The 20,808-nt window shown below is 50.9% G+C and carries 16 protein-coding genes; all 16 read left to right on the top strand.

From position 1 onward, the window contains the following. Positions 1-174 precede the first annotated feature (174 nt). Complete coding sequence (gene secA, locus ACFSUB_RS08955; RefSeq protein WP_380712846.1) at positions 175-2,709, top strand: preprotein translocase subunit SecA; 2,535 nt, start codon at positions 175-177, stop codon at positions 2,707-2,709. A gap of 25 nt (positions 2,710-2,734) precedes the next feature. Next, a protein-coding gene (gene prfB / locus ACFSUB_RS08950) for a peptide chain release factor 2 (RefSeq protein WP_380712845.1) occupies positions 2,735-3,839 on the top strand; the annotation gives its coding sequence in 2 pieces (ribosomal slippage) (positions 2,735-2,806 and positions 2,808-3,839; 1,104 coding nt in all). A gap of 98 nt (positions 3,840-3,937) precedes the next feature. Further along, on the top strand, positions 3,938-4,837 hold the full coding sequence (locus tag ACFSUB_RS08945; RefSeq protein ID WP_380712844.1) for a YitT family protein: 900 nt from the start codon (positions 3,938-3,940) through the stop codon (positions 4,835-4,837). Between the two features lie 31 nt (positions 4,838-4,868). After that, positions 4,869-5,213 carry a c-type cytochrome gene (locus ACFSUB_RS08940; protein WP_380712843.1) on the top strand — a complete coding sequence of 115 codons (345 nt, stop codon included), beginning with the start codon at positions 4,869-4,871 and terminating at the stop codon, positions 5,211-5,213. A 454-nt stretch (positions 5,214-5,667) separates the two neighbouring features. Then, positions 5,668-6,354: a cell division ATP-binding protein FtsE gene (ftsE, locus tag ACFSUB_RS08935; protein WP_380712842.1), complete on the top strand. Its 687-nt coding sequence runs from the start codon at positions 5,668-5,670 to the stop codon at positions 6,352-6,354. After that, positions 6,344-7,237, top strand: a complete 894-nt coding sequence (gene ftsX / locus ACFSUB_RS08930; protein WP_380712841.1) for a permease-like cell division protein FtsX — start codon at positions 6,344-6,346, stop codon at positions 7,235-7,237. The genes ftsE and ftsX overlap by 11 nt, the downstream gene beginning before the upstream one ends. A 40-nt stretch (positions 7,238-7,277) precedes the next feature. Next, positions 7,278-8,528 (top strand): murein hydrolase activator EnvC family protein, encoded by a 1,251-nt coding sequence (locus ACFSUB_RS08925; protein ID WP_380712840.1) that lies wholly within the window; start codon positions 7,278-7,280, stop codon positions 8,526-8,528. A 194-nt stretch (positions 8,529-8,722) separates the two neighbouring features. Then, entirely contained in the window at positions 8,723-10,198 is a 1,476-nt protein-coding gene (locus ACFSUB_RS08920; protein ID WP_380712839.1) for a S41 family peptidase, read from the top strand. Positions 10,199-10,310: 112 nt separating this feature from the next. Then, on the top strand, positions 10,311-11,504 hold the full coding sequence (locus tag ACFSUB_RS08915; protein WP_380712838.1) for a PDZ domain-containing protein: 1,194 nt from the start codon (positions 10,311-10,313) through the stop codon (positions 11,502-11,504). Between the two features lie 234 nt (positions 11,505-11,738). Beyond that, entirely contained in the window at positions 11,739-13,715 is a 1,977-nt protein-coding gene (gene uvrB / locus ACFSUB_RS08910; RefSeq protein WP_380712837.1) for an excinuclease ABC subunit UvrB, read from the top strand. A 6-nt stretch (positions 13,716-13,721) separates the two neighbouring features. Beyond that, positions 13,722-16,607 carry an excinuclease ABC subunit UvrA gene (gene uvrA / locus ACFSUB_RS08905; RefSeq protein ID WP_380712836.1) on the top strand — a complete coding sequence of 962 codons (2,886 nt, stop codon included), beginning with the start codon at positions 13,722-13,724 and terminating at the stop codon, positions 16,605-16,607. A 158-nt stretch (positions 16,608-16,765) separates the two neighbouring features. Next, a complete protein-coding gene (locus tag ACFSUB_RS08900; protein WP_380712835.1) occupies positions 16,766-17,959 on the top strand; it encodes a DUF4097 family beta strand repeat-containing protein in 1,194 nt (397 codons plus the stop codon). A 13-nt stretch (positions 17,960-17,972) separates the two neighbouring features. Continuing rightward, positions 17,973-18,173 carry a PspC domain-containing protein gene (locus ACFSUB_RS08895; protein ID WP_380712833.1) on the top strand — a complete coding sequence of 67 codons (201 nt, stop codon included), beginning with the start codon at positions 17,973-17,975 and terminating at the stop codon, positions 18,171-18,173. After that, complete coding sequence (locus tag ACFSUB_RS08890; protein ID WP_380712832.1) at positions 18,173-18,535, top strand: phage holin family protein; 363 nt, start codon at positions 18,173-18,175, stop codon at positions 18,533-18,535. Before ACFSUB_RS08895 ends, ACFSUB_RS08890 begins: the two co-directional genes overlap by 1 nt. A gap of 440 nt (positions 18,536-18,975) precedes the next feature. Further along, entirely contained in the window at positions 18,976-19,911 is a 936-nt protein-coding gene (gene hprK / locus ACFSUB_RS08885; RefSeq protein ID WP_380712830.1) for an HPr(Ser) kinase/phosphatase, read from the top strand. An 18-nt stretch (positions 19,912-19,929) separates the two neighbouring features. Next, positions 19,930-20,796 carry a prolipoprotein diacylglyceryl transferase gene (gene lgt, locus ACFSUB_RS08880; RefSeq protein ID WP_380712828.1) on the top strand — a complete coding sequence of 289 codons (867 nt, stop codon included), beginning with the start codon at positions 19,930-19,932 and terminating at the stop codon, positions 20,794-20,796. Positions 20,797-20,808: the final 12 nt, after the last annotated feature.

The raw sequence follows: 20,808 nt of genomic DNA, 5'->3' as shown, positions 1-20,808 counted from the left end.
TCCGGCCCCCGCCCTCCAAGCTCACAGCCACAGCCTGCCTTTTTCACACCGTCAACCTCTCCTCCACGTTGTAACGAGCAGAGGAAACTGATAAAATAACAATAACTGTGAAATGCGGAACCTGCGTTATACTTTATAGATTTCCCGACCAAAAGAGAGGACGATGATCGCGGCATGATCGGCTTATTAAAGAAAGTAATAGGCGATACAAACGAACGAAGTGTGAAAAAACTGGAAAAAACGGCAGAACAGATTGAGCAGTGGGACGAAGAGATGCAGAAGCTCTCGGATGAGGAGCTGAGCGGAAAAACGGAAGTGTTCAAACAACGTTACGAGAACGGAGAATCGCTTGAGGACCTGCTCCCGGAAGCTTATGCGGTAGTAAGGGAAGCAGCGTACCGGGTGCTCGGAATGAAGCCGTTCCGTGTCCAGTTAATGGGCGGTATCGTGCTGCACCAGGGCGATATTTCGGAAATGAAGACAGGGGAAGGGAAAACCCTTGTCGCCACCATGCCTGTGTATCTGAATGCACTGACCAGTAAAGGTGTACATGTCATCACAGTCAACGATTACCTTGCCGGGCGTGACAGCGAAGATATGGGTGAACTGTACCGTTTTCTCGGTATGACGGTTGGTCTTAACCAGAAAGGCATGACCAAAGATGAAAAACGCGAAGCGTATGCAGCCGACATCACGTACGGAACGAACAATGAATTCGGCTTTGATTACCTGCGGGACAACATGGTGCTGTACAAAGAACGCATGGTGCAGCGCACGCTTCATTTTGCCGTTGTCGACGAAGTGGATTCGATTTTAGTGGATGAGGCGCGGACACCCCTGATTATTTCAGGATCGGTGCAGCAGTCGACGAAAATGTATATGGCAGGAGATGCTTTTGTCAGGCGGCTGAAGCTGGAAGAAGATTATACGTATGATGAACAGACAAAAAACGTTCAGCTGACCGAAGAAGGTGTCAACAAAGCCGAGCAGGCCTTTGGCATCGATAACCTGTTTGACCAGAATCACGTCCAGCTCCTTCATCATATTAACCAGGCCCTGAAAGCCCACGTGACAATGAACCGGGATTCGGACTACGTCGTGGACGAAGGGCAGGTCGTCATCGTCGACCAGTTCACCGGACGCCTCATGAAAGGGCGCCGTTACAGTGACGGTCTCCATCAGGCCATTGAAGCAAAAGAAGGTCTCGAAGTCCAGAAAGAAAGCATGACACTCGCTTCGATCACCTTCCAGAACTTTTTCCGGATGTACAATAAACTTGCCGGTATGACCGGTACGGCAAAGACCGAAGAAGAAGAATTCCGCAATATTTACGGCATGGGCGTGACGTCGATACCGACGAATGAACCGGTCATCAGAGATGATAAGCCGGACATGATTTACAAGTCGAAAGAAGGTAAGCACCGGGCGATTGCCGATACGGTGGGAGAGCTTTATCAAAAAGGCCAGCCGGTTCTTGTCGGCACTGTCAGTGTGGAAATGTCCGAGCTGATTTCCCAGCTTCTCAAGAAACGCAACGTTCCGCATAACGTGCTGAACGCCAAGCACCATGAGAACGAAGCGAAAATCATCGAAGATGCCGGCCAGCCCGGTACAGTGACTATCGCGACCAACATGGCCGGCCGCGGGACCGACATCAAACTCGGAGACGGTGTCACCGATCTCGGCGGTCTGTTTGTGATTGGTACGGAGCGTCACGAAAGCCGCCGTATCGATAATCAGCTCCGCGGACGTTCCGGTCGTCAGGGAGACCCGGGTGCTTCCCAGTTTTATCTCTCGATGGAAGATGATTTGATGCGCCGCTTCGGTACCGATAACATGCGCGGCATGATGGAAAAGCTCGGCATGGAAGATGATCAGCCTATTGAGAGCAAAATTGTCAGCCGGGCCGTGGAGCAGGCGCAAAAGCGTGTGGAAGGCCACAACTTTGACGCCCGGAAACAGATCCTCCAGTACGACGATGTGATGCGTGAGCAGCGTGATGTCATCTACGCCCAGCGCAATGAAGTGCTCGAGTCCGAAAACCTTGAGGATATCGTCCAGCCGATGATCAAGTCCGTCGTGGAACGTGCGGTAGGGCAGTATACACCGGAAGGAACAGTTCCGGAAGAATGGAACCTTGAAGGTCTCGTCAACTACCTGAAAGGAACGGTGCTCTGGGCGGACGACCTTGAGGTGAAAGACATTCACGGCATGGAACCGGAGGAAATCATCGAAACGGTACTTGAAAAAGCATATACCCATTACAGACAGAAGCAGGAAGAACTGCCTGAAGAAACGATGAAGGAATTCGAACGGGTGGTGCTGCTCCGCGCTGTCGACCGCAAATGGATGAACCATATCGATCAGATGGACCAGCTCCGCGAAGGCATCCACCTGCGCGCCTACGGCCAGAACGACCCGCTCCGGGAGTATAAGTTTGAAGGCTTTAACATGTTTGAAGAAATGGTTGCTTCCATTGAAGAAGAAGTGGCTATGTATATCGTGAAGGCGCAGGTCCGCAGCAACCTGGAACGCGAGGAAGTTGCGGAAGGCAAAGCTGTTCACGGAGAGAACACCGAACGCGATGAAAACAACAGTAAACGCCGTCCGGTCCGCAAAACAGAAAATGTCGGGCGGAACGAGCCGTGTCCGTGCGGCAGCGGAAAGAAATACAAACACTGCCACGGACGCGCGGAACAGGCACAGTAATTTATTAAAACAGGGGTGACACGCGATGGATATGGCTGAAATACAGCATGCATTGTCAAATATCCGCCAGCGTCTGGCGGACTTCAGGGGGTCTCTTTGACCTCTCTGAAAAAGAAGAGCGCATAGCTGAACTGGAACAGAAAATGACGGAACCTGGTTTCTGGGACAATCCGGACGAATCGAAAAAAGTCATTGATGAATCCAATGTCTTGAAGAATTCGGTGGAAGGATACCGGAAACTCTCGGAGGCCTATGATGATCTCGTCCTCACCTATGATCTCGTGAAAGAAGAGGACGATGAAGATCTGATGGAAGAGCTTGAAGAAGGCGTACAGAATCTGACAAAAAGCGTAAATGACTTTGAACTGAACATGATGCTCAGTGAACCATATGATAAAAATAACGCCATTCTGGAACTTCATCCCGGTGCAGGCGGCACCGAATCCCAGGACTGGGCTCAGATGCTGTACCGCATGTACAAACGCTGGGCGGAAGGCAAGGGATACACCGTCGATGTGCTGGATTACCTGGACGGGGATGAAGCCGGTCTGAAAAGTGCCGTCCTGCACATTAAAGGCCACAATGCCTACGGCTACCTGAAAGCTGAAAAAGGAGTCCACCGGCTCGTCCGGATTTCGCCGTTTGACTCTTCGGGACGCCGGCACACATCTTTCGCCTCGTGTGAAGTGATGCCGGAAATGGACGACACCGTCGAAGTGGAAATCAACAGCGAAGATCTGCGGATTGACACGTACCGCTCCAGCGGCGCAGGCGGTCAGCACGTCAACACAACCGATTCGGCGGTGCGGATTACCCACCTTCCGACCAATATTGTCGTGACGTGCCAGAATGAGCGTTCCCAGTTGAAAAACAGAGATGCCGCCATGAAAATGCTGCGCTCGAAACTGTATCAGCGTGAACTCGAAGAGCAGCAGAAAGAAATGGATGAAATCCGTGGCGAACAAAAAGAAATCGGCTGGGGAAACCAGATCCGGTCTTATGTCTTCCATCCATATAATATGGTAAAAGACCACCGCACCAATAAAGAAATCGGAAATACCTCCGCAGTGATGGACGGAAATATTGATCCATTCATAGATGGATACCTGCGGGCAAGCATGGATATTTAAAAGAAAGGGGGTGCCTCTGAAGCAGGGGCACCCCGGACTTTGTGTCCGTAGAAAACAGCCTTATGCTGCAAAGCAACAAGAAGTGAGGGAAAACAGGAATGATGAACTGGAGAAAACGACGGGAGCCGATGCCGCAAAAGCTTTGGATGGCGTTGCAGACGGTTTATATTTTGGCAGGATCCACTATCCTGGCATTATCCTATAACCTTTTTCTGCTCCCGAACCGGATTGCCTCCGGCGGTCTCAGCGGATTTGCCACCATTGTGTATGAAGTATCCGGGATAGAACCGGCGGTGACGATGTGGGTGCTCAACATACCGTTGTTTATTGCAGGGGTTCTGCTGCTTGGAGGATGGAAATACGGCGGGAAAACACTGGCAGGCACCTTGTTTCTGCCATTTGTTATTTATGTGACGCGCCATCTGGATGCAGGGGTGGATGATCCGCTTCTGGCCGCAGTATTCGGCGGCATTGGAGTCGGAGCCGGTCTTGGACTGGTATTCCGGGCAGCAGCGTCCACCGGCGGCACCGGCTTACTGGCGCAGATTATACATAAGTTTTCCGGCGTATCCCTTGGAGCCTGCGTGTTTATGATGGACGGGCTGATTGTGACCATGTCAGCCTTTGTGTTCAGCATCGAATACGCGCTGTACGCGTTGATTGCGCTGTTTGTGACCGGCAAGACGATTGATATCGTGCAGACAGGTATCGGATATGCCAAAGTAGCGCTTATCATCACGCAGAAAGAAGAAGAAGTCCGCAGCGTCATTTTAAACCAGGTGGACCGCGGGGTCACGTACCTGCCGGGAGAGGGCGGTTATACAAAAGACGCAAGACCCGTCCTTCTCTGCGTCGTGAACCGAAATGAAGTAGCCACGCTCAAACACTGGGTGCAGTCAGCGGATCACGAGGCATTTGTGGTGGTCACCGATGCTGCGGAAGTGCTCGGAAAGGGTTTCAAAAATGAGGTCGCTGGGTATAATAACGGAACGTCATAAAAGATAAAATGAGATGTTTGGGAGGTCATGAATGATGAAAAAAATGGTAATGACACTGGTAGCAGCTTTTGTATTTGCCCTCAGTGCCTGCGGCGGAGGCGGCGGCGGGGAAACAGAAGACTCCGCAGACAGCGGCGGTGCTGACAGCAGCGGAGATTCTGTAGACGCTGAAGCAGCCCGCAGTGCCTACGATCAGAACTGTCTCCAGTGCCACGGCGAAAATCTGGAAGGTATGAACGGACCGCCGCTGGCCGGACAGGATTTATCGCAGGACCACGTGCTGAGCATGATCCAAAATGGCGCCGCCGGCATGCCGGACAGTCTGGTAAGTGGCTCTGAAGCTGAGAACCTGGCCGCCTGGATCGCGAATCAATAGAGACTGAAGCAAAAAAATACAGCTCCACTAAAAATCCGAACGATAATCATCATGCTGCGTGGAAGCATTTGATATCGCTCGGATTTTTTATTGCATACGCCGTTTGGCTGTTGAAGGACTTTTTCCTCATAAATGAAAATTTCAATCCTTCTATTACATTTTGCTGATTTCTCATGCTCCATCATTCCAGACTTTCTATATATATAGTAATCAAGTGAAGTTTCATTGAAATCAAAATGTAATACTTTTTTAGCATTTTTCAGCTGTTAAAGATGATATAATGTGAGATGGAAAAAGACAAAACGTAATGTTATTCAACACGATTTCCGGTATCGTCCGGGGAAAACACCTATTATGCTGGCGGTTCTGCCGGAAATTTGTCACCTATTAAGAAAGTGGACAACCACCACGAAAAACCATCTAAAGAGTATGTTTGCTTCAGGAAGTGATTGTTTTGATTGAAATGAATAATGTATCGAAAACGTATGCCAACGGCGTCAGCGCACTTAGCAGCATTGACATTCTCATTGAAAAGGGAGAGTTCGTTTATGTTGTCGGACCGAGCGGCGCAGGCAAGTCTTCTTTTATTAAAATGATTTACCGGGAAGAAAAACCCACCGAAGGCTCCATTCAGATCCACGGAACCGATTTGATGACCCTCAAAGAAAAACACGTCCCGTTTCTCCGGCGGAAGATAGGAGTCGTTTTTCAGGATTTCAAGCTTCTTCCGAAACTATCGGTCTTTGAAAATGTCGCGTTCGCGCTTGAAGTCATTGAAGAACCAAAAGATGTCATCCGCAGACGGGTCATGGAAGTGCTTGATGTGGTCAGGCTGAAAAATAAAGCACGTTTTCTTCCGGATGAACTGTCAGGCGGAGAACAGCAGCGTGTTTCCATAGCAAGGGCGGTTGTCAATAATCCGCGTGTCGTCATTGCGGACGAGCCTACCGGTAACCTTGACCCGGACACGTCTTGGGAGATCATGGAGATTCTTGAAAACATTAATCGAAACGGTACTACTGTTCTCATGGCTACCCACAACCGCGAGATTGTAAACGCGATTAAGAAACGGGTGATTGCCATCGAGTCCGGCAGAATTGTCCGTGATGAGCTGAAGGGGGACTACGGCTATGAAAGGTAGAACCCTTGCACGTCACGGGAAAGAAGGCCTCAAGAATCTTGGACGGAACAGCTGGATGAGCTTCGCTTCGGTAAGCGCGGTTACTATCATGTTGTTTGTTGTAGGAGTATTTCTGCTTCTGATCATGAACATGAACAGTTTCATCTCATCAGTGGAAGAAGATGTGGAAGTCCGGGTTTATATTGAGCTTGGTACATCGGATCAGGAACAGGCGGAACTCGAACAGAAGCTTCAGAATCTGGAGCATGTGGACAGTGTTACATATCTAAGCAAGGATGAAGGGCTCGACCAGTTGATTGACAGTCTGGGGCAGTCCAGTGAAGCATTTGAATCACTGCGGGATGAAAATCCTCTGAATGATGCGTTCATCTTGCAGGCCGACGAACCCCAGCAGACCGAGCAGGTGGCAGAAGCTGCGTCCGGACTTTCCTACATTGATTCCATCGATTACGGAGAAAAAGTTGTAGAGCAGCTCTTCAATGTAACCAAAATTCTTCGTGTCACCGGCCTGGTGCTTGTTGTAGGTCTCATGTTCACGGCGATGTTTTTGATATCCAACACGATTAAACTGACTATTGTCGCCAGACAGCAGGAAATACAGATTATGAAACTGGTAGGTGCGACGAATGGCTTTATCCGCTGGCCCTTTTTCGTCGAAGGGCTGCTGCTTGGTGTTCTCGGGGCGGTTATTCCTATTGCCGCTGTGACAGGAGGGTATCACTACCTTTACAGCAATTACGCGGAGAGGCTGAGCATTGACTTTGCCGAGATTCTCCCCGTCTATCCGTTAACTCTGCAGATCTCCGCCGTTCTCCTTGGAATCGGCATTCTGGTAGGTGTATGGGGAAGCATCACGTCGGTGCGTAAATTCTTGAAAGTCTAAATAAATACAGTTGGAATGAGTTAGAGGAGGAACTGTCGGAATGAAAAAGGGATGGTTAAAGACACTGGCGGCGGTGATGACCGCTTCCGGTATTGCGCTTGCCGCTTCAGCTCCTGCAGCAGCGGCAGACGGAGAAGAACTCCGTACGAAAATTAATGAACTGCAGGATAAACAGGAGAGCACCCAGGCGGATTCTGAAGAAACACAAAAGGAAATCGAAGCACTGAAAGAAGAAATACAGAATATCAGTGATGAAATCCGTGAACTGGATAAAAAAATAACCGAAACAAACGATAAAATTACGAAAAAAGAAGAAGAAATCGATGAGACGGAACAGCGCATCGAAGAGCTCGAAAGCCGGATTGATGAACTTCAGAAACGAATCGAGGAACGGGATGAACTACTGAAGGAACGCGTGAACGCCATGTACAAAAACGGCGGCTCAGTCGATTACCTGGAAGTGCTGATGGGAGCAAAAAGTTTCGGAGACTTTCTGGACCGGGTATCGGCGCTGAACACGATTGCCGATCAGGACAAAGACATACTTCAAGCCCATATCAAAGACCAGAATGAGCTTGAAGATGCGAAAAAAGAAGTGGAAGAGCAGCGCAGTTCCCTGGAAGGTTCGCTGACGGAACTTGAAAATCTGAAAGCCGATCAGAAAGAGCGGCGCGGGGAAAAGAACAGCATACTCGGAGATCTGGAAAACCAGGAACATTCCCTCCAGGAAACGCTGCTCTCGCTGGAAGATGAAAAAGGACTTCTTAAGCAGCAGGAAGAAACTGCCAAACAGGAACTGGAGAATTATAAAGAACGTCAGGAAGCCATACGTCAACAACAGTCCAGCGGCACGGCAGCACAGGCAGCGGGCGAAGCTCCTTCCGACAGCGGTGGTGCATTAATGCGGCCGGCGACCGGCACGTACACGTCCGAATTTGGACAGCGCTGGGGCCGCATGCATAACGGCATTGACATCGGCGGGGGCGGCCGCCCCAACGTCCCGATTTCTGCCGCAGCAGGGGGAACGGTAGTAAAAGCCGGGTACATGAACGGATACGGGAACACCGTGATGATTTCCCATCAGGTGGACGGGCAGCAGATAACAACGCTGTACGCCCACATGTCCTCGACGAATGTATCCAGCGGACAGAGCGTATCCCGCGGCGAAAATATCGGAATGATGGGTAATACCGGTGCGTCCCAGGGGAAACATCTTCACTTTGAAGTTCATGAAGGACCATGGAACGGAGCCAAATCCAACGCGGTCAACCCAAGAAACTATCTGCCATAATGAAAAGAGAGGGGCTGTCTCATGGGACGGTCCCTTTTTTCGTTATATGATGACATGATAACGGAACCGTTTCACAGACCGCCGCATCATGGAAAATTTATTTTTGGAATACGTGAATTCATGCTAGAATGAAAGAGACGATAAAAACCTCTCTGACCCGCGGTGATTTTAATGATGGAGCTGAGGTGTAAAACATGAAATGGAAAGTAAAACTGGCATCAGTGGTAACCGGTGCCGTACTTATTGCCGGAGCCGGCGGCGTTTTTGCCGGAATTAATATAAACGAACAGGCCGGGAGTGAACCATCCGCCGCCTCCAGTGCTTCCGGACAGACCGAAAATACAGAGAAGCAGTCCATGGATGGATTGGACAAAGTACAGCAGGTTTACCAGATGATTGAATCGGAATACGTGGAAGATGTCGATAAAGAGGCGCTCTGGGAAGGGGCACTGAAAGGAATGGTGAATGAGCTGGATGATCCTCATTCGGCTTACATGGATCAGGAAACAGCCTCCCAGTTCAATCAATCTCTTGAATCCTCATTTGAAGGAATAGGAGCGGAAGTAAGCATGGTCGATGACACACCGACCATCGTGTCGCCGTTCGGGGGATCCCCTGCGGAGAAGGCAGGATTAAGACCGAATGATCAAATCCTCGAAGTGAATGGGGAAAGCACGGAAGGAAGCACGCTGAATGAGACCGTGCTGAAAATCCGCGGGGAAAAAGGCTCGACAGTGACGTTGACGATCCAGCGCCAGGGTGCCTCGGAACCGTTTGAAGTTGATGTGGTACGGGATGAAATTCCAATTGAAACGGTGACATCCGACACGATAGAGCAGAACGGGCGGACCATCGGGCTGTTGGAACTGACTTCTTTTTCCGAAAATACAGCTTCAGAGTTTGAAAAGCAGCTGACAAACCTTGAGGAGCAGGATATTGACGGGCTGTTAATTGATGTACGGGGGAATCCGGGAGGCTATCTGAACAGCGTCCAGAGCATCGGAGATCTTGTTATTCCGGGAGGAGAACCGATTGTTCAAATTGAAGATCCTAACGGGGAAACAACCCGGTCGATTTCTGCGCTTGAAGAGAAGAAAGATTATCCGATCGTTGGTTTGATTGATGAAGGCAGTGTGTCTGCTTCTGAAATTCTGGCTGCCGCTTTGAAAGAGGCGGGCGGATACGATCTCGTCGGTCAGACGACATACGGCAAAGGAACGGTACAGCAGTCCATGAAGCTCGGAGATGGAAGCCGGCTGAAACTGTCGATGTTTAAATGGCTTACTTCAGACGGCAATTGGATTAACGAGGAAGGCGTCAAACCTACGGTGGAAGTGGAGCAGCCTGAGTATTTCTATTCTGCGGCACTGTCTCCGGAAGAGGAGCTGACCATAGAAACCAACGGAGAGCAGGTGAAAACCGCTCAGACGATGCTGCAGGCTCTCGGTCATAACCCGGGCCGGACGGACGGATATTTTGATGAACAGACGTCTGAAGCGGTGCGCAGTTACCAGGAATCTGCCGGCGAACTGCCTGTTACCGGTACGATTGACGAAGAAACAGCCGGGCGGATGAATCAGGATCTGATGGAAAAGGTGCAGAACCGTGAAAACGACAGACAGTTCAATGAAGCGTTGGATTTGATGAATGACAAATTGACGAACCAGTAATGGAACAAAGAGGCCGGGCGCTGTCAGCAGGGAAGAACAGTGGCACCGGCTTCCTAAATCAGCCGGACGTTCTTTTTTAAAGGAAGGTCTGCTTGGAGAAGGAGGAACCGGGATGAATGATATCGGCTGGGAGCTGTTATATGGGATAGGGCGTTTTTTCGCGCATCCGCTGACCTATCTGATTCCGATTGTCATGTTCGTTCTTGGATGGCGCAGAGTGGTGAAAGAACGCCGCGACTTTCACACCCGGGTATTTCGTGCGGTATTTGACGTTACCGCACCGCTGCTCCCGGGATTGGCTGCGGGTCTTGCCGGCTCTGCAGCCGCTTTGCTCCTCGGTGTTACAGTCCCGTTCTCCTTTCTCGTGCTTCTTTCTCTTTTCACAGGTTTGATTCTGTTGTCTGGAAGAGTGAAGTGGCTGTCCCCGGCATTCACGGTCAGTGCAGCGGTTCTGCTGGCTCTGATTCTCCCGCTTTGGGATACGGGAAGCCCCCGTGTGGATGCGTGGCTGCAGGAGCTGGGAGCATCTGATTACCAGGCAGTGCTCTTCTGGCTCGCTGTTTTGATTATTCTGGAGAGCGTGCTCGTTTTCCGGAGCGCCCGGTTTTTCACCTCGCCGCTGACGGTGAAAAGCAGCCGCGGAAAATGGCTCGGAGCGCACCGGATGCGGCGGATCTGGCTCCTTCCCTCCGTCTTTTTTATTCCCGGAGGTATGCTTGATGCCGTGTCCTGGTGGCCGCTTCTTCCGGTTGGAGAGGGAGGACTGGCACTCTTTTTCTTTCCTCTTGCTGTGGGGACGGACTACACGATTTATCATACGCTGCCAAGACCAGCTCTGCAGCAGATGGGACGACGGCTCTGCCTGCTCGGTCTTGCCGCCGGAGCAGGAGCGGGGCTCTCCTTCTACTATCCGCAGGCTGTTCTGTACACGGCAGCTGCCGTCTTTGTGCTGCGCACAGCTCTTCAAGTTTGGCAGCGCATGGAAGACCACGGGAGGCAGCCCTTTTTTCAGCCGGGTTCCCGCGGGGTGAAAATCCTGGCCGTTCTTCCGGAGTCGCCGGCAGCAAAAATGGGCATGACCGCAGGAGAGATTATATGGAAAGTGAACAACATTCCGGTTCATTCGAAAAAGGAACTTTACTATGCTCTTCAGAAAAATTCCGCCCACTGCCGGCTGGAAGTGATGGATACAAACGGGGAACGCCGCCACGTACAGTCCGCCTTATATGATAATGAGCATCACGAAATCGGAGTACTGACGGTAAAAGAAAACGACGACTTGCCGGCGTCCGGTATACAGGGTTGATAGGAAAAGGATCGTTGAAAAGACGGAGCCGGGGTGACAAATCCCGCTCCGTCTTTTCTTATGGGAGCTTATTTCTGCATACTGTGCCCCGCTTGAACCATGTCTTTTTACTCGAAATAAAAACGAACATATATTCGAACAAGCCGTTTAATTTGATGGAAGATGTGGTATAATGTATAAGCGGTAATAGATAAGAAGGAATACATTTGAGTGTATAAAATGGGGGATAATGCGATGAATGAAACATTCGATCTCGCTTCCGGCTATGACCCCCAGGGTGACCAGCCGGAAGCGATAAAAGCTTTGACAAAAGGCATTGAAGAGGGCACAAGACACCAGACCCTGCTTGGTGCGACCGGTACCGGGAAGACGTTTACGGTATCCAACGTTATTCAGAATGTGAATAAGCCCACCCTCGTTATGGCTCACAACAAAACACTTGCAGGCCAGCTGTACAATGAATTTAAAGAGATGTTTCCAAACAATGCTGTCGAGTATTTTGTCAGCTATTATGACTATTATCAGCCGGAAGCCTACGTTCCTTCCACTGATATGTTTATAGAAAAAGACGCCAGCATCAATGATGAAATAGATAAACTCCGCCACTCTGCCACGAGTGCGCTTTTTGAACGAAATGACGTGATTATCGTGGCGAGTGTCTCCTGTATCTACGGACTTGGTTCACCGGAGGAGTACCGCGAGCTTGTTCTGTCGCTCCGTAAAGATATGGAGAAGGAACGGAACGCTTTAATGCGGGACCTTGTTGATATCCAGTATGAACGAAACGATGTGAATTTTGTGCGCGGAACATTCCGGGTACGCGGTGATGTGGTGGAAATTTTCCCGGCGTCCCGGGATGAACACTGTGTCCGCGTTGAATTTTTCGGTGACGAAATCGACCGGATTACCGAAGTCGATGCGCTGACAGGAGAAGTACTCGGGGAACGCCAGCACGTCGCGATTTTCCCGGCTTCCCACTTTGTAACCCGCGAAGAGAAGATGAAACGCGCCATCGAAAATATTGAGAAGGAACTGGAAGAACAGCTGCAGGCCTTTCGTGATAACGGCCGGGAACTGGAAGCCCAGCGCCTGGAACAGCGCACGAAATACGACCTGGAAATGATGCGGGAAATGGGTTTCTGCTCGGGGATCGAAAACTACTCCCGTCATTTGACGTTCCGAAGCGCCGGAGAATCCCCCTACACATTGATGGACTTTTTTCCGGAGGATTTCCTGCTTATCGTTGATGAATCCCACGTGACACTTCCGCAGGTGACCGGCATGTACAAAGGCGACCAGGCCCGCAAGCAGGTGCTTGTAGACCACGGCTTCCGCCTTCCATCCGCCATGGACAACCGTCCGCTCCAGTTTGATGAGTTTGAAAACCGGATGCAGCAGGCGGTCTACGTCTCGGCAACTCCGGGGCCGTATGAACTGGAACATTCCCCGGGCGTGGTGGAACAGATTATCCGGCCGACCGGTCTGCTTGATCCGACCATTGAAATCCAGCCGATTGAAGGTCAGATTGATGACTTGATCGAACGGATCCATGAACGCCGGGAACGGAAGGAAAGAGTGCTGGTCACGACGCTGACGAAAAAGATGGCCGAAGATTTGACGTCTTACTTAAAAGAAGTCGGCATCCGTGTGAAATACCTGCATTCCGAAGTGAAGACGCTGGAGCGCATTGACGTCGTGCGGCAGCTGCGGCTCGGTGAATTTGATGTGCTGGTCGGCATTAACCTGCTCCGGGAAGGCCTTGACATACCGGAAGTTTCCCTCGTCGCCATCCTGGACGCTGACAAAGAAGGATTTCTCCGTGCCGAACGCTCGCTTATTCAGACGATGGGGCGTGCGGCCAGAAATGCTAATGGACATGTCGTGATGTACGCAGATAAGATAACCCGCTCGATGAATACGGCGATGGAGGAGACCAACCGGCGCCGGGCAATCCAGAAAGAGTTTAATGACACTCATCATATTACGCCGACGACAATCCAGAAAGAAATTCCGGAATTGATCCAGGCGACGATTTCTTCCGAGGAAACGAGTGACTTTGACAAACCGGCGCTCGATAAGATGAGCAAAAAAGAACGGCAGAAAGTAATCGATGAGATGGAAGAAGAAATGAAGACGGCCGCCAAAGATCTTCAGTTTGAACGGGCGGCGGAACTTCGTGACATGTTACTTGAATTAAAAGCGGAAGGATGACGTACAATGCCGGTAGATAATTTAGAGATTAAGGGAGCACGGTCCCATAACCTGAAAGACATCGATGTAACCATTCCACGCGGCAATCTGGTCGTCTTGACAGGACTGTCAGGTTCGGGGAAATCCTCTCTTGCTTTTGACACGATTTACGCCGAGGGCCAGCGCCGTTATGTAGAGTCCCTGTCAGCTTACGCCCGTCAGTTTCTCGGCCAGATGGAGAAGCCGGATGTCGATTCCATTGAAGGCCTTTCCCCGGCGATTTCCATAGACCAGAAAACGACGAGCCGCAACCCGCGTTCCACGGTTGGCACTGTCACAGAAATTTACGACTACCTGCGTCTGTTGTTCGCCAGAGTCGGACGGCCGATCTGCCCGAACCACGGTGTTGAAATCTCTTCGCAGACGGTGCAGCAGATGGTGGACCGTATGATGGAATTTCCCGAACGCACGAAGATGCAGATTCTCGCACCAGTCGTTTCCGGACGTAAAGGAGAGCACGTGAAACTGCTCGAAGACCTGAAACAGAAAGGATTCGTCCGTGTCCGCGTGGACGGGGAAATGCGTGAAGTAAGTGAAGAAATCAACCTGGAGAAGAACAAAAATCATGATATTGAAGTGGTAGTGGACCGGATTGTGATAAAAGAGGGAGTCGAAACACGGCTGTCGGATTCCCTCGAAACGGCACTTGATTTAAGCGGCGGCAAAGCGATGGCAAACGTCATGGACGGTGAAGAGCTGCTCTTTAATCAGCATCATGCCTGCCCGCACTGCGGATTTACGATCGGTGAACTGGAACCGCGTCTGTTCTCGTTCAACAGTCCATTTGGTGCGTGCCCGACGTGTGACGGGATCGGCAGCCGTCTGGAAGTGGACAAAGAACTTGTCATTCCTGACTGGGACCGGACGTTGAATGATCATGCCATTGCAGCATGGGAGCCGACCAGTTCCAATTATTATCCGCAGCTGCTTGAATCTGCGTGCCGTCATTTCGATATTGATATGAAGGTTCCGGTGAGAGACCTGCCGAAAGAGAAACTGGACATTCTGCTGCACGGCAGCAATAACGAACGCATGACGTTTCGTTACGAAAATGACCGCGGCGGTATCACAGAACGAAACATTTACTTTGAAGGCGTGCTGAATAATATCTCGCGCCGCTACTACGGAACCGCATCGGATTTTATCCGGGATCAGATGGAGCAGTATATGGCCCGCACGAACTGCCCGACTTGTCACGGGAACCGGCTCCGGAAAGAAAGCCTGGCTGTCAAAATAGCGGGGCGGCACATCGGAGAGGTAACAGACCTCTCGATCAAGGATGCCAAACAGTTCTTTGAAGAACTGAATCTCTCGGAGAAAGAACTGACGATTGCACGTCTGATTCTGCGTGAAATCGAGGAACGTCTCGGTTTTTTGATTAATGTCGGTATTGATTATCTGACATTGAGCCGGGCAGCCGGAACACTGTCAGGCGGGGAAGCGCAGCGGATACGGCTGGCCACCCAGATCGGTTCCTCTCTGATGGGCGTGCTCTACATTCTCGACGAACCTTCCATCGGCCTGCATCAGCGTGATAACAACCGTCTGATTCGGACATTGGAACGGATGCGGGATCTTGGCAACACACTGATTGTTGTGGAACATGATGAAGATACGATGCTCGCGGCCGACCATCTTGTGGACATTGGTCCTGGAGCCGGCGTCCACGGAGGTTATATTGTATCCGAAGGACCGCCGGAAAAAGTGAAAGAGGATGAAGGTTCGCTTACCGGTCAGTATCTTTCCGGGAAAAAATTCATCCCGCTCCCGGCAGCGCGCCGTAAACCGGATAAACGACAGGTGAAGATCAAAGGAGCAAAAGAAAATAATCTCCAGAATGTGAACGCGTCCATTCCGCTTGGTCTTCTGACCGCTGTGACCGGCGTGTCCGGATCCGGAAAAAGTACGCTGATTAATGATATCCTGTATAAAACCCTGTCCCAAAAGCTTCACCGCGGCAAAGAAAAGCCCGGCGCCCATAAAAAAGTGGAAGGCATCGAGCAGCTCGAAAAAGTGGTCGACATCAACCAGGCGCCGATCGGCCGGACACCGCGCTCCAACCCGGCTACGTACACAGGCATGTTTGATGACATCCGCGAAGTTTTTGCGATGACAAATGAAGCGAAAACGCGGGGATATAAAAAAGGCAGGTTCAGTTTCAACGTGAAAGGCGGCCGCTGCGAGGCGTGCAAGGGAGACGGCATCATCAAGATTGAGATGCACTTTCTGCCTGACGTGTACGTCACCTGTGAGGAATGCGGCGGCACGCGGTACAATCGTGATACACTGGACATACGCTACAAAGGTAAAAATATCGCGGATGTTCTCGCGATGACGGTGGAAGAGGCTCTGGACTTTTTTGAAAACATCCCGAAAATCCAGCGCAAAATCCAGACACTGTATGATGTCGGACTTGGGTATATTAAGCTCGGACAGCAGGCGACAACCCTGTCTGGAGGCGAGGCGCAGCGGGTGAAACTCGCAAGTCAGCTGCAGCGCCGTTCCACCGGTAAGTCCCTCTATATTCTCGATGAACCGACAACAGGGCTTCATGTGGATGATATCGACCGTCTGATGAAAGTACTCCAGCGTCTTGTGGATAACGGGGACACAGTCATCATTATCGAGCATAACCTCGACGTGATTAAAACCGTCGACCACATTATTGATCTTGGACCGGAAGGAGGAGACGGCGGCGGCCGTATTATTGCATCCGGCACACCGGAAAAAGTGGGCGGGGATGCGGATTCCTACACCGGTTATTACCTCAAGCCGATACTCGAACGCGAAAAGCGGCGCATGGCTGATCGGTTGGCGGAAGCCGAACAGGTCGCCGAGCCGTCTTCATCCTGAGACGGCGCTGTCCGTCCGCTGCCCGAAGCCGGCCGGCGCAGCGGCTGATTTTTCCCGGGAAGCTGAAACCGTACCGGCACCGTTTGCGTAAAAACAGGTAAGACAGTCTGAATGGTTGCACCGTACCCTCATATTACTTAAAAAGGAAGGGATCAATCATGGAGGAAGAACGCAAGCTGATCTTAAAAATGGTGGAAGACGGAAAGATTTCGCCTGAAGACGGAACCAAACTGCTGCAAGCCATGAATTCGGACGACGGGGAAAAAGAGACGCAGGAAAACAGCCGGTCGGTTTCCGGTCCGGAGTCAGGTGCTTCCCGGCAGAATGAAGAGAAAACAGAAGCTCCCGCGGAGACCAGTCTGCCGACCCAGGCTTCCGGAAACCGTCAGGACAGCCGTTCGGGCTGGGATACGGAGTGGGACCGGGAAAAGCAGGAAGACAGTTCAGGGGCAGCGACCGGTTTCTCTGATTTCATCGACAGTGCTGTCCGGAAAATCAAAGAGCTGGATCTGGATTTTAATTTCGGTCCATACCAGGAAGTGCATCATATTTTCCAGCACAAAAACATGGAACAGACGTCTCTTGATATATCGCTGGAAAATGGATCACTCGAATGGAAACCTTGGGATGAAGCGGATGTGAAACTTGAATGTGACGTAAAAGTATACAAAAGCCGGACCCGGGAAGAGGCACGCCGGGAATTTTTGAAGGAAACAGTGTTTGAAGTGGACGACACGCATCTGCGTTTCTACACGAGAACGAAAGCCTTGAAAGTCGACGCCGTAATGTATGTCCCGCGCCGGACGTATGAAAGCCTGCATCTGTACACGTTTAACGGGCACTTGAGAGGGGAAGATGTAAAAGTAAACAGTTTCTCCGCCAAAGCCGTGAACGGCAGTCTCACCATCACACAGCCGGATACGATGAAATGTCACCTCGAAACGGTGAACGGTCCGGTCAAAGTGACGGGAGGCCGTCTGGATGTCGGTGATGTGAAAACAATGAACGGCACGATTGAACTGAATTCAGATATACGCGATCTGGAGGCGGAGTCGGTCAACGGCACCATCGATGCATTAATGAGAGTCAGTCAGGATGCAAGAGCCGCCCTTTCTGCAACAACGGGGAGTATTTTTGTTACAGTACCCCGGGAAATAAGAACAGAAGGGCACCTTCGTACCAATGTGGGCAACTATAATCATTCGTTAAGCGATATGGAGATTCATGAAGAGAAGAAAGATTTTATTCAGAAATCGCTGCGCTTCACATCCAATATGGGAGCATCCCCGCGTCTGCGTCTGAACGCACAGACGAAGACCGGATCCATTTCTGTGAAACCCGAAGACAGCTGAGGAGGCAGATAGGATGAAAAAATTAGTTCGAAGCCGGACAAACCGAAAACTGGCCGGGGTATGCGGCGGAATTGCCGATTACTTTGGAGTGGATCCGACGCTGATCCGCATTATTACCGTTGTTCTGTTTTTTGTAACATGGTTTTTCCCGGTTCCCATCGCTTACCTTGTGCTCACATTTGTCCTGCCGAATGAGGGAGACACTGTAGAATAATGGGGTGTCTCGTCCCGTTTCTCGTTAACATGGTAACCCTGATGGTCGTGGCCGGTTTCTTCCCCGGTTTTGAACTGGATGGTCCCGGGGCAGCGTTTACCGCGGCGCTGCTGCTGTCCATCATTAACATGCTGATTCGTCCGCTGCTTGTCATTTTGACCCTGCCGATTACGGTAGTGACACTCGGCTTCTTTGTTTTTATCATCAATGCGGCACTGCTCATGCTCACATCCGAATTGATGGGGGATTTATTTGAGATTTCAAGCTTTGGCATGGCTTTGCTCGCAGCGGTACTTATTGCTCTGCTGAATGTGCTTATCAACAACTTTATTGTAGAGCCGCTGCGCAGGGAGCGGTCCTGAGTCTCTAAAGGATGAAGAGCGTTTCCGATGATCAAAAATGATTGTCGGAAGCGCTCTTTCTTTTGGTATCCGGTACTTCGTCTCCGTCTGCTGTCAGATAGTAGAAAGGCTTTGTGTCTGTAAAACATCATTATTGTGGACACTACGGCGCCAAAACTTGGCCGTAGTGGTTCCTTGAGAACGGCCGGGGGTCCCTATTCGTCCGGGCTGCCGGTCTAATGTCCCTTGCAGCACTTTTTGTGGATACTAAAGCTTCTGTTCCATGATTTAGCGTCCACTGCCTGCCCCTTTATCTGCCCGGCTGGACATAACCTTTCCCAAACCTGATTTCCAATAGACGGTGAAATCGTGCTACAATAATAGAAGCATAACTAGAAAAATTCTGATGATTCGATTCCGGAGCATGGTCCTCCGGGATGGACCAAGGTAGAGGGGTATGTATGCCTAAAGTAAGCGCCAATGATTTAGTAAAACAATTCAATATGGAGGTGCTCGCCGGGGAGGACGGGGTATACCGGGCTATTACGACAAGTGACATTTCGCGGCCCGGAATCGAAATGGCCGGGTTTTTTACGTATTATCCCGCCAAACGGCTGCAGCTCCTTGGACGCACCGAACTTTCTTTTTTCCAGCAGCTGAGTGAAGAAGAAAAAAATGAACGAATGACGAACCTTTGTACATATGACACACCCGGCATTATTATTTCACGTGGGTTGATTGCGCCGCCTGAACTTCTGGAAAGCGCCGAGAATGTGGGTGTTCCGGTCATGCGTTCAGATGTAACGACAACGCGGCTGAGCAGTCAGCTTACCAACTTTCTCGAGGCACGGCTGGCAAAGTCCACCGCTGTTCACGGGGTTCTCGTTGATATCTACGGTATCGGTGTGCTGTTAACCGGAGCAAGCGGGGTCGGTAAAAGTGAAACCGCCCTGGACCTTGTCCGCCGCGGACACCGGCTTGTAGCGGATGACTCGGTTGAAATTTTCCAGCAGCACGGAGATACGCTTGTCGGAAGCGCGCCGGAACTGATACGGCACCTGCTTGAAATCCGGGGACTGGGTATCATTGATGTAATGACATTGTTTGGAGCAGGAGCAGTGCGTCCCTTTAAACGTATCGGGCTGACAATCCATCTTGAACTCTGGGATGAAAACAAAGCATACGACCGTCTCGGCCTGGAAGAAGCAACCCTTCAGGTTATTGACACGGAAATACCGAAGTATACGATTCCTGTCCGGCCCGGGCGGAACTTGGCTGTTATTGTTGAAGTGGCAGCGATGAATTTCCGTCTGAAGCGAATGGGAATCAACACAGCAAAGCAGTTTTCCGACCGTCTCACCGATGTCATTGAAGAGGGGAACCGGGAGGATTTTTAAGGATAGGAGAGAAGACAGATGATATATACAGCACCACCGATTGGCCGTGTCGCGTTTGAAATCGGGTCGTGGCCGGTCTACTGGTACGGCATTCTTATCGGGCTCGGAGCCCTCTTCGGGTTTTTGCTTGCTAACCGGGAATCGAAAAAACGAGGCCTTCCTAAAGATATTTTTGCAGATCTTCTTATTTTTGCCATTCCGGTTTCGATATTATTCGCCCGCCTTTATTACGTGATCTTCCGGTGGGGATACTACGCGGATAACCCCGGGGAGATACTGGCTGTATGGGAAGGCGGTCTTGCCATTCACGGCGGACTGATTGGAGCCGCCCTCACAGCCGTCATATTCACAAGAAAACGCGGGGTATCGTTTTGGAAAATGGCAGACATTGCCGCTCCGAGTATTATTTTGGGACAGGCTGTGGGACGCTGGGGTAACTTCATTAACCAGGAGGCACACGGAGGCCCGGTCACCCGGGATTTTCTGGAGAACCTGCAGCTTCCGCCATTCATCATCGAGCAGATGTTCATTGATGGCACCTATTATCACCCGACCTTTCTGTATGAATCCGTCTGGAATGTGCTCGGGCTTATTCTTCTGCTTCTGCTCCGGCGCGTTAATCTGAAGCGGGGCGAACTGTTCCTGAGCTACCTCATCTGGTATTCCGCCGGCCGCTTTTTTATCGAGGCGATGCGGACAGACAGCTTGATGATCGGTGACACCCTGCAGGCTGCCCAGGTCATTTCCGTTGTTCTGATTATTGGTTCGGCTCTCGTGTGGGCCTACCGCAGGAAAACCGGCCTTGCCTCCGCGCGTTATCTGGATGAGGATGGAAGCGGAGTGCCCAAACCAAAAAAGAAATCTTCATCCAGCAGGAAAAAGTAAAAACGGACCGTG

It is taken from the genome of Salibacterium lacus, from assembly GCF_042684865.1.
In the GTDB taxonomy this organism is placed as follows: Bacteria; Bacillota; Bacilli; order Bacillales; family Marinococcaceae; genus Salibacterium; species Salibacterium lacus.
The sequence above is the reverse complement of the archived record's forward strand: the minus strand, read 5'-3'. Positions and strand labels throughout refer to the sequence as shown.